We start from the raw sequence: 10,953 nt of genomic DNA on the forward strand, positions 1-10,953 counted from the left end.
TTTTGAATGATTAAGGATTGAATGAGTGAATTCAATCCTTCTCTCATTCAATCATTTAAAAAAGAGATATGTCTTACAAGAAGGATAATAAAATCAAAAGTAACTTCACCAGTATTACCATTAGTTTGGCCTCTCCAGAGTCTATCCTGGAGCGTTCAAGCGGTGAAGTTTTAAAGCCGGAAACCATTAATTACAGGACCTACAAGCCTGAACGTGATGGTTTATTCTGCGAAAGAATTTTCGGTCCCGTTAAGGATTTCGAATGCCATTGCGGTAAATACAAACGTATCCGTTATAAGGGCATCGTTTGCGATCGTTGCGGTGTTGAAGTAACAGAGAAAAAAGTACGTCGTGAGCGAATGGGACACATTAACCTTGTGGTTCCTGTTGCACATATATGGTACTTCCGTTCTCTTCCGAATAAGATTGGTTATTTGTTAGGTCTTCCTACTAAAAAACTGGATCTTATTATTTATTATGAGCGTTATGTAGTTATTCAGGCTGGTATTAAAGAATCTGATGGAATCGCTAAAATGGATTTCTTAACAGAGGAAGAATATTTAGATATCCTGGATACTTTACCAAAAGAAAATCAATATTTAGACGACAAAGATCCTCAGAAATTTGTTGCTAAAATGGGAGCTGATGCATTAGAGGAGTTGCTAAAACGCCTTGATCTTGATCAGTTATCATATGATTTACGTCACCAGGCAGCTAACGAAACCTCTCAGCAACGTAAAAATGAGGCGTTAAAGCGTCTTCAGGTTGTTGAAGCATTCCGTGGTTCACGTGCGAATATTGAGAACCATCCGGAGTGGATGATCGTTAAGATCGTTCCTGTAATTCCGCCAGAATTACGTCCTTTAGTTCCTTTAGAGGGTGGTCGTTTCGCTACTTCTGATTTGAACGATTTATATCGCCGGGTAATTATTCGTAACAATCGTCTGAAAAGACTTATTGAGATTAAAGCTCCGGAAGTAATCTTACGTAATGAAAAACGTATGCTTCAGGAAGCGGTAGATTCATTATTTGACAACTCACGTAAAGTGAACGCTGTTAAAACTGAAGGTAACCGTGCTTTGAAATCTCTTTCTGATATTTTAAAAGGTAAACAAGGTCGTTTCCGTCAAAACTTATTGGGTAAACGTGTGGATTATTCAGCACGTTCTGTAATCGTTGTTGGACCGAACCTTAAGCTGCATGAGTGCGGCTTACCAAAAGATATGGCTGCGGAGCTATTCAAACCATTCATTATTCGTAAGATGATTGAAAGGGGAGTAGTAAAAACAGTTAAATCGGCAAAGAAAATCGTTGACAGAAAAGACCCGATTGTTTGGGATATTCTGGAAAACGTTCTTAAAGGACATCCTGTATTGCTGAATCGTGCGCCTACGTTGCACAGATTAGGTATCCAGTCGTTCCAGCCCAAATTAATTGAAGGAAAAGCGATCCAGTTACATCCATTGGTTTGTACTGCATTCAACGCGGATTTTGACGGTGACCAGATGGCGGTACACGTACCACTAGGCCAGGCTGCGATCCTTGAAGCGCAAGTGTTGATGCTTGCATCTCATAATATTTTGAACCCTGCCAATGGTACTCCAATTACAGTTCCCTCTCAGGATATGGTTTTGGGTCTTTATTATATTACTAAAGGCCGTAAAACTGACGCAGGACGCGTTGTAAAAGGTGAAGGTTTAACTTTCTATTCTGCAGAAGAAGTTCTTATTGCTTACAATGAGAAAATGATTGATCTGCATGCTTTCATTAAGGTTAAGGCTAAGGTGAAAGAGAAAGATGGAACTATTGCAAGCAAAATCATTGATACTACTGTTGGACGTGTTTTATTTAATCAGCATGTTCCGGAAGAAGTAGGTTATATCAACGAGCTTTTAACCAAGAAATCACTTCGTGATATCATTGGTGAAGTTGTTAAGAATACTGGTATGGCACGTGCTGCCCAGTTCCTTGATGACATTAAGGAATTAGGTTTCCAAATGGCTTTCAGAGGTGGTTTGTCGTTTAACTTACAGGATCTAAATATTCCTGACTCTAAAGTTAAATTGATCGAGCAAGCTTCTAATGAGGTTGCTGAGGTAATGAGTAACTATAACATGGGATTCATTACTAACAATGAGCGTTATAATCAGATTATCGATATCTGGACACGTATTAACAACAAGTTGACCGCCAATGTAATGGAGATTTTATCTTCAGATAATCAGGGATTCAACTCGGTGTTCATGATGCTTGATTCTGGTGCGCGTGGTTCTAAGGAGCAGATTCGTCAGCTTTGCGGAATGCGTGGATTGATGGCTAAACCACAAAAATCAGGTTCAGGTGGTGAGATTATTGAAAACCCGATTCTTTCAAACTTTAAAGAAGGTTTGTCAGTATTGGAATACTTTATTTCTACTCACGGTGCACGTAAAGGTCTTGCGGATACGGCGTTAAAAACAGCTGATGCTGGTTACTTAACCCGTCGTTTACATGATGTTGCACAGGATATGATTGTTGGCGAAACAGATTGCGGTACTTTAAGAGGTATTTTTACAACCGCCCTTAAAGATAACGAGGATGTTGTTGAACCGTTATTCGACAGGATTTTAGGTAGAACTACATTGCACGATGTTTTCGATCCTATCTCGAACGATTTAATCGTTTCAGCCGGTCAGGATATTACCGAAGAAATTGCAACACGAATAGAGAATTCTCCTCTGGAAGGAATTGAAATTCGTTCGGTTCTTGCTTGCGAAAGTCAGCGCGGAGTTTGTGCATTATGTTACGGACGTAACCTTGCAACAGGTAAACGCGTTCAGGCGGGTGAGGCTGTTGGTGTAATTGCTGCACAGTCTATCGGTGAGCCGGGAACACAGTTAACACTTCGTACATTCCACGTGGGTGGTACAGCATCGAATATTGCTGCTGAATCCTACATCAACGCGAAATTTGAAGGTGTCATTGAATTTGAAAATATTAGAACTGTCCCTTACGAAATTGAGGAAGGTCCTGTTGACGTAGTTTTAGGTCGTTCAGGTGAGTTCCGTATTATTGAGCCAAACAGTGGCCGCGTAATCGTAACTAATAACATTCCTTACGGTTCTTATCTTTTCGTTAAAGAAGGTGCTAAGGTATCTAAAGGCGATAAGATTTGTAGTTGGGATCCATATAATGCGGTTATTATTTCTGAGTTTACTGGTAAAATTGAATTTGAAGCTGTTGTTGAAGGTGTAACCTTCCGTGAAGAGTCAGATGAGCAAACCGGTCACAAAGAGAAAGTAATTATTGATACCAGGGATAAAACTAAAAACCCTGTGATCAAGATTATGGATAATACAGGCAGCACTGTTAAGGGATATAACATCCCGGTAGGTGCCCACATTTCTATTGATGAAGGTGCAAAAGTGAAAATGGGTGAAGTTATTGCCAAGATTCCTCGTTCAACAGGAAAAACACGCGATATCACCGGTGGTCTTCCTCGTGTAACAGAGTTATTTGAGGCACGTAACCCATCAAACCCAGCTGTTGTAACTGAAATAGACGGAGTTGTAACCTTAGGAGGTGTAAAACGTGGTAACCGTGAAATTTCTATCGAGTCCAGAGATGGTCAGATCAAGAAATATCTGGTTCCTCTTTCTAAGCACATCCTTGTACAGGATAATGACTTTGTTAAGGCGGGTATGCCATTATCTGATGGTTCTATTTCGCCCGCAGATATCCTTGCAATTAAAGGCCCTGCGGCAGTTCAGGAATACCTGGTTAACGGAATTCAGGAAGTTTACCGTTTACAGGGTGTGAAGATTAATGATAAACATTTCGAGGTTATTGTTCATAGAATGATGCAAAAAGTGTTGATTGAAGATCCGGGAGATACTCGTTTCCTTGAGAAAGACGCAATCGCACGCTGGGACTTCATGGTAGAGAATGATGATATTTACGACAAAAAAGTTGTTGTTGAACCAGGTGACTCTACAAATCTTAATGCCGGACAGATTATTACTCTTCGTAAGTTAAGGGATGAAAACTCTATGCTTAAACGTAAAGATATGCGTTTAGTTGAGGCCAGAGATGCTATTCCTGCTACCTCAAGTCAGGTGTTACAAGGTATTACCCGTGCATCATTAGGTACTAAGTCGTTTATTTCTGCAGCTTCCTTCCAGGAAACTACAAAAGTATTAAACGAGGCAGCTATCCATGGTAAACGTGACAACTTGTTAGGTCTGAAAGAGAACGTAATTGTTGGTCACCTGATTCCATCAGGAACCGGATTACGTAGCTACGAGCGTATCATAGTGGGTTCTCAGGAAGAATACGATAAGTTGCTTGCTTCTAAAGAAGAAGTGGCAGAAGAAGCGTAAGCTTTTAAGTAGACTTTTAAAATCCTCGCTGAAAAGCGGGGATTTTTTGTTTAAGAAACATCTGGGTTTTACCTGCTTTAAATTAAATGACTATCAGAATTTTTATGAAAGAAAAAAGCCGGAGTGTGAAGTTCTCCGGCTTTTTTGTTCAATATTATCAGAGTTTACTTTTCCATTTGCTCTATAACAGCTTGTGTTACTCCTGTAAATGAGAACCCGCCATCGTGAAATAAATTCTGCATTGTAACCATTTTTGTTAAATCAGAAAATAAAGTAACTGTGTAATCTGCACATTGATCGGCCGAGGCATTGCCTAGTGGCGACATCTTTTCAGCATAATTAACGAATCCATCAAATCCTTTTACTCCCGATCCGGCAGTTGTGCGTGTTGGTGATTGTGAAATGGTATTAATCCTTACATTTTTCTTTACTCCATACTGATAGCCAAAGTTACGGGCTATGCTTTCAAGCATTGCTTTTCCATCGGCCATATCATTATAATCAGGGAATACGCGCTGAGCCGCGATGTAAGATAAAGCGACAACGGAGCCCCATTCGTTAATTGCATCATGCTTCATCGCTAACTTTAAAACCCGGTGCAAGCTAATTGCAGATATATCCAGACCTTTATGAGTGAAGTCATAATTGTTTTCAGTGTAATGTATACCCTTTCTGACATTTATACTCATTCCGATTGAGTGCAGGATAAAATCGACACCTCCTCCAAAATGTTCTTTAGTTTTTTCAAAAAGATTATTTACATCGTCTTCACTGGTAACATCTGCCGGAATTACCGGAGCGTTACATAATTCTGCAAGCTTATTGATTTCGCCCATGCGCATTGCAATAGGAGCATTTGTTAATACAATCTCCGCACCTTCCTCAACACAACGTAATGCTGTTTTCCAGGCAATGGATTTTTCATCAAGTGCACCGAATATAATTCCTTTTTTACCTTTCAGTAAGTTATAAGCCATATTTTGTAAATTTCTTGGCTAAAATAAGGAATTAATTGATTTGAGCTGACAGAATACTGATAAAGTATTAAACTTATTAATTTGAGCTTAACAGTTCTCTGGCATGCTGCAATGCCGCTTCTCCCGGATTTTCTCCGCTAAGCATTTTGCCGATTTCTGTGATTCTCTCACCTGGATTTAGTAAGCGAATATTGGTGTGGGTTTTATCTTCCTGATCGTCTTTATAAACCCAGTAATGTGCCTGGCCTTTGCTTGCTATTTGTGGTAAGTGGGTGATAGCAATAACCTGCATCGAGTCAGAAAGACGTTCCATTATTGAACCTACTTTTAAGGCCACTTCGCCGGAGATTCCCGTATCTATCTCATCAAAAATAATAGTCGGTAGGGCAATGTGTCTGGATATTAGCGATTTAATGGAAAGCATCAGACGCGACAGTTCACCCCCTGATGCGACTTTATTCATTGGAGCAGGTTCCTGACCTTTATTCGCGGAAAAAAGAAAAACTATCTTGTTCCGGCCAAATGCGTTGAAAATTCCTTCGTCCAAAAGAGTGTTCTGGATTTTCAGAACAGACTGTGGCATACCTGCTTCAGAAAGTGTTTCTATAATTTTCTCTTGTATTCCGGGTATGATTTCATTTCGGCTGGCTGAGAGTGTTTCCGAAACCACATTCAGCTCATTGTAAAGACCCTTCAGATCTTCTTCAAGTTTTCCTATTTCCTCCTCTGTAAATGAAATAGAATCAATTTTATCTCTTATTTCATTCTGTATGTTTATTAACTCGGGTACAGAATTTACATGATGTTTTTTTTGCAGCTTGTAAATAGTACTTAATCTGGTATTTATCTCAACTGATCGTGCTTCATTAATTACAGTTCGTTGTTCCAGAGATTCTATTTCTGCGGCAATGTCTTTCAATTCAATTAAGCCGCTTGATAATCTTTCTGCAAGTATTTCACCGGCTGCCAGATACTTTGAAACCTGCTGCACTTGTGATAATGCTTCCTTTAATTGCACGAGGATAGATTGCTCGCTTTCGCTTAATACATACGATGCGGATAAAAGGCTGCGCTTTATTTCCTCGGCATGCGATAAAGATTCTAGCTCTTGTTCCAAAATAGCCTGTTCTCCTTCAATAAGGTTAGCCTCATCAAATTCCTCAAGCTGAAATTGCAGATAGTCCAGTTCTGCCTTGGCCTTTTGACTGGTAGATTTTAATCTGTTTAGTTTTTCCTGGTATTCTTTATATGTATAAAATTTTTTTTGATACTCATGCAGGAGACCCTCATTCGCTGCTAAAGTATCAATAACTAATCGTTGGAAGTTCTCGTCATTAATTTCAAAAGTAGCGTGTTGCGAATGAATATCAATCAATAATTCTCCAAGTTGTTTTATTGTAGGAAGATTTACCGGAGTATCATTGATAAAGGATCGCGATTTTCCTTCGGAGGATATCTCTCTCCGTAAAACTGTATCGGTTTCATAATCCAATTCATTTTCCTCAAAAAACCGCTTTATATCATAGCCTTCAATTTTGAAATATCCTTCTATGATACATTTCTTTTGCTGATTAAAGAAGTAACGGCTTTCTGCCCGGTTTCCCAGAATAAGAGATAGGGCGCCCATTATTATCGATTTACCGGCGCCGGTTTCACCGGTAAGAATATTCAGTCCCTTTACGAAAGAAATATCAAGGTCTTCAATTAAAGCATAATTACGAATGATAAGACGCTGGAGCATAGTTTAAAAGAAAATAGCAATATAGTTAACGGGCTGTACTTTTCAAAACATCGTACTTGGTGACATTCGCCGGATCAAGAACAGATAGTATATTATAGGCATTCATCCTTTCTCTAGGATCCGATTGGCTTAACAGATTTACAATTTCATCAGCTTTTGCCGTAAAAAATAGCTGGTTAAGCATCGACCCTTGCTTTTGCTTGTCTATTTTTTGAAGCTGCGGAAGGACGTTCATTATTTCTTTTCTCCCTTTCGATTTGTTGTCATACATAACATCCAGACCTAATCTGTGGTAGTTAAATAAAGATTCCCTAATCGGATTATATGCCTTATTCGTTAAATTTTCAGCCAGCCAATATCGGTTTTTTAAACTCTCAAAAGCTTTCCATCCCGGAAAAGGAGCGTTTTGCGAATTGTTTATGATGGTTTGGGCTTTTGCATATAACGGTGTACCTCCCATTTTTGAAAAGGTATCATAATCTAAACCGACAATTATGTAAGCATAAAATGCGAGTAATGAACTTAGGTTATTAATATAATTTAAATCCGAAAAATCGAGAGGCTGCCCTTCGGTATAGTTAAATCCAAATTCTTTGTCACTATAGTTCAGTATTGTGCTGTTAAAGGTAGTTCCGTAAACAGGCCTGCTCGATTGTATTTGTGCTTCTGCTTTAAAGTTGGTCCCGCCATCCCATTCTGTAATATTAATTACAAAATTACAGTCTATCCGTTCCTGTGCCTGGAAATTATCTGCCGTCCATCTTCTTGTATTAAGAAAATCTCTCATAGAAGTTTCAAGCATATCCAAAACTCTTTGATTGGTGTTTTGAATCTGCTGAGAAAGAATTTGCACTCTCGCATTTAATTCCTGTGCCTGTGCATGTGTTGAGAATATTGCAAGTGATATTAATAGTATGAAGATTCGTTTTATCATTATATCAGGTCTATGATTTTTTGGCAAATATCCTTCGCAACTTCCTGTTTTGTTTTTAAAGGATAGGTGACACTATTTAAGTTTTTGTCAATAATAGTCACTTTATTCGTATCCGTCTGAAAGCCTGCTCCTTTATCCTGCAAGGAATTTAAAACAATGAAATCAAGGTTTTTTCTTTTCAATTTATCCTTCGCATTTACCTGTTCATTTTCAGTTTCAAGTGCAAAGCCTATCAAAAGTTGCCCTTCTCGCTTTATTTTCCCAAGCTCTGAAAGGATATCTGTTGTTTTAACCAGTTCAAGATTAAACTCACTCGACTGCTTTTTTATTTTTTCCGCCGAAATTTCTTTTGGACGATAATCTGCAACCGCTGCACTCATGATAGTTATATCGCTCTGCCCGAAATATTGCTGAACTACGTCTGCCATTTCATTGGAAGAACAGATATTAATACGCACAATAGAATTGTTTGTTGTTTTTTCCGAACTTGGCCCTGAAATCAGGGTAACCTCGGCACCTTGTCTGCTTAATTCCTCGGCAATTGCAAATCCCATTTTACCCGAAGAATGATTGCCTATAAAACGTACCGGATCTATCGGTTCATATGTAGGGCCTGCTGTTACTAAAGCTCTTCGTCCGGACAAGGGAAGATTGGAAAGGATTGATGCTTCAATGAAGTTTACTATTTCTTCTGGCTCCGCCATCCTTCCGTCACCTACTAATCCACTTGCCAAATCACCGTATCCGGGTTTTATCAGAATATTGCCATAGTCTTGTAGCTTGGATATATTGTTTTGAGTGGATTGATGCTTCCACATATCAAGATCCATTGCTGGAGCAAAATATACCGGGCATTTTGCAGATAAATAAGTAGCGGCAAGCAGATTGTCGCATAAGCCGTTCGCAAGTTTAGCAAGAGTATTAGCCGTAGCTGGCGCAAGTATAAAGTAATCGGCCCAAAGACCAAAATCTACGTGATTGTTCCACTCGCCGGTAGATTCATTAAAATAATCGGAATATACAGGGTTTTTAGAAAGGGTAGAGAGGGTGAGGGTGGTAATGAAGCTTTTCGCATCATTCGTCATTATCACTTTAACATTTGCGCCAGCCTTAACCAGTAACCGGGTTAAATAAGCTGATTTATAACTTGCTATACTGCCGCAAACTCCAAGTAATATATTTTTTCCTTTAAGCATATTATATGCCCAAACTTACATAAAAAATTGCCTTTAAAATCTTAAACAGAAGAATTCAAAAGCAATTTTTTAAGAAATTAAGAAGATTAAACAAGACTATCCTTGTTGTTCTTTAGAAGGATTTCTGTAGTATATTTTATCGTTCAAAAATTCATCAACTGCAATAAGCGTTGGTTTTGGCAGACGCTCGTAATGCTTTGAAATCTCAATTTGCTCACGATTTTCAAAAATTTCTTCAAGATTGTCATTTGAAGAAGCAAATTCAGATAATTTACCATTCAACTCTTCTTTTAAGTTATTTGAAATCTGATTTGCCCTTTTAGCAATAATAACCAACGATTCGTATATGTTGTCTGTTTTAACATCAAGTTGACGAACATCACGTGTGATGGTACTTGTTGGTATTGTATTCTTAGGAGTATTCATATTCTTTAATTTTTTTGTGTTGTATCTGCCTGTTTCTCTTGATCCCTTGGAGCCATCATAGTCGCTAATGTTTTCTTCACCGCAACTATACTCTGTTCTGAATTCTTTTTAATAGTCTGAACTTCTTTTAAATATGCACTATTGGGGTAATCTTCCTCAAATTCGCCTGCATAAGTAACAACTTCATTAAAACGTTCTTCCTGCCTTGTTTCCAGGCTGTTTTTAGCATACTGCTGCTGTGCCTTAATTGTGAGATATTCCATCTCTTCCGCATATTTTGTATCCGGATAATCTCTCAAAGAGTTTTTAAAAGCTACTACTGCTGATTTAAAATCACCAATATCGTAATATAATTTAGCGTTAGCATACGATTTCTTCTCTAACTTGTCACGTAAGTTTGAGATTAAAGTGCTTGCTTCAGTAACACGTTCGCTTTTTGGATAAAGATTTATAAATAATTGCAAGGCTTCAATGGCCCGTATGGTATTTTCCTGGTCTAATGTATAGTTTGGCGAATCCAGATAAAAGCAATAAGCTGAAATAAATCTGCTCTCTTCAGCTTTTGGACTGGTAGGGTAAGTGTCGGCAAACACTTTGAACTGGTATCGTGCCGTCGCATAGTCTTTTAATTTGTAATTAGTATATGCGAAATAATAAGACAATTCTTCAGCGTCTTTTGTTCCCCTATAACGTTGCATTAAATCATCAAATAATATTAATGCTTTATTGTAATCACCTTTGTTGTATAATCTTAAGGCCTCCTGATATTTTTTGGCCGTATTTGTGCTTTCCTGCAGTTTTTCAAACTTGCTTTTACAGCCAGCAAATACAGTTATTAATAGTATTAAACAATACGTTAAAAATTGCTTGTTTTTAAACATCGCGCAAAGATAGGTTAATTCAGTTTAATTTCAATAAATTAATAGCGGTCTAAAGTATCTTAAAAATAGCTTGTTGAATTTCATTTAACATACTTTAACACTCTTTTTATAACCGTTTAACGATAGTATATATATAAGGTGTATAGAAGGGGGGGTGAATGATATAAGTCAGGTTTAGGGGAGTTTCGGTTTTACATATTTTTTGCTCATTCAATTTCGCATGATTTTGGATTGATTCGTTAATCCAGGTATTAATGAAGAAAATTAATAGTCTCTTTTTATTCATTTAAGATATTCAATGTTTTTTAGCCGGGGTATTCAACCCCTTAAATAATAATTAGGCTTTGGAAAGAATGCAGTGCAGGCGCCCTCAGTTGTAAGGAAGCGCTTAAAAGGCGCATTAAAATGCCATAACTTTGAATAGCCAGAATAAAAGCGCC

Annotated in this window: 7 protein-coding genes; 1 reads left to right on the forward strand and 6 read right to left on the reverse strand. The window is 38.1% G+C overall.

The features are described from left to right. Nucleotides 1–68 precede the first annotated feature (68 nt). Nucleotides 69–4,358: a DNA-directed RNA polymerase subunit beta' gene (gene rpoC, locus WG906_RS17070; RefSeq protein ID WP_339994050.1), complete on the forward strand. Its 4,290-nt coding sequence runs from the start codon at nucleotides 69–71 to the stop codon at nucleotides 4,356–4,358. A gap of 164 nt (nucleotides 4,359–4,522) precedes the next feature. Here the strand turns inward: rpoC and WG906_RS17075 are convergent, their stop codons facing one another. From WG906_RS17075 to WG906_RS17100, 6 genes are all read right to left on the reverse strand, one after another. After that, nucleotides 4,523–5,335, reverse strand: coding sequence for an enoyl-ACP reductase FabI (locus WG906_RS17075; protein WP_339994051.1), 813 nt, complete (start codon nucleotides 5,333–5,335; stop codon nucleotides 4,523–4,525). A 76-nt stretch (nucleotides 5,336–5,411) separates the two neighbouring features. Further along, nucleotides 5,412–7,076: a DNA repair protein RecN gene (recN, locus tag WG906_RS17080; RefSeq protein WP_339994052.1), complete on the reverse strand. Its 1,665-nt coding sequence runs from the start codon at nucleotides 7,074–7,076 to the stop codon at nucleotides 5,412–5,414. A gap of 25 nt (nucleotides 7,077–7,101) precedes the next feature. Further along, the gene (gene porD / locus WG906_RS17085; RefSeq protein ID WP_339994053.1) at nucleotides 7,102–8,010 is read right to left on the reverse strand and encodes a type IX secretion system protein PorD; all 909 of its coding nucleotides are present in this window, start codon (nucleotides 8,008–8,010) and stop codon (nucleotides 7,102–7,104) included. Continuing rightward, nucleotides 8,010–9,206 carry a bifunctional phosphopantothenoylcysteine decarboxylase/phosphopantothenate--cysteine ligase CoaBC gene (gene coaBC / locus WG906_RS17090; protein WP_339994054.1) on the reverse strand — a complete coding sequence of 399 codons (1,197 nt, stop codon included), beginning with the start codon at nucleotides 9,204–9,206 and terminating at the stop codon, nucleotides 8,010–8,012. Before coaBC ends, porD begins: the two co-directional genes overlap by 1 nt. A 96-nt stretch (nucleotides 9,207–9,302) precedes the next feature. Beyond that, nucleotides 9,303–9,632, reverse strand: coding sequence for a DNA-directed RNA polymerase subunit omega (locus WG906_RS17095; RefSeq protein ID WP_339994055.1), 330 nt, complete (start codon nucleotides 9,630–9,632; stop codon nucleotides 9,303–9,305). A 5-nt stretch (nucleotides 9,633–9,637) separates the two neighbouring features. Next, entirely contained in the window at nucleotides 9,638–10,513 is an 876-nt protein-coding gene (locus WG906_RS17100) for an outer membrane protein assembly factor BamD (RefSeq protein ID WP_339994056.1), read from the reverse strand. Nucleotides 10,514–10,953: the final 440 nt, after the last annotated feature.

The organism is Pedobacter superstes, assembly GCF_037622515.1.
Taxonomy (GTDB): domain Bacteria; phylum Bacteroidota; class Bacteroidia; order Sphingobacteriales; family Sphingobacteriaceae; genus Paradesertivirga; species Paradesertivirga superstes.

Excerpts from the sequence above, each read along its gene's own strand:
- rpoC (WP_339994050.1), top strand. The coding sequence starts at position 69 with ATGTCTTACAAGAAGGATAATAAAATCAAAAGTAACTTCACCAGTATT.
- WG906_RS17075 (WP_339994051.1), bottom strand. The coding sequence starts at position 5,335 with ATGGCTTATAACTTACTGAAAGGTAAAAAAGGAATTATATTCGGTGCA.
- recN (WP_339994052.1), bottom strand. The coding sequence starts at position 7,076 with ATGCTCCAGCGTCTTATCATTCGTAATTATGCTTTAATTGAAGACCTT.
- porD (WP_339994053.1), bottom strand. The coding sequence starts at position 8,010 with ATGATAAAACGAATCTTCATACTATTAATATCACTTGCAATATTCTCA.
- coaBC (WP_339994054.1), bottom strand. The coding sequence starts at position 9,206 with ATGCTTAAAGGAAAAAATATATTACTTGGAGTTTGCGGCAGTATAGCA.
- WG906_RS17095 (WP_339994055.1), bottom strand. The coding sequence starts at position 9,632 with ATGAATACTCCTAAGAATACAATACCAACAAGTACCATCACACGTGAT.
- WG906_RS17100 (WP_339994056.1), bottom strand. The coding sequence starts at position 10,513 with ATGTTTAAAAACAAGCAATTTTTAACGTATTGTTTAATACTATTAATA.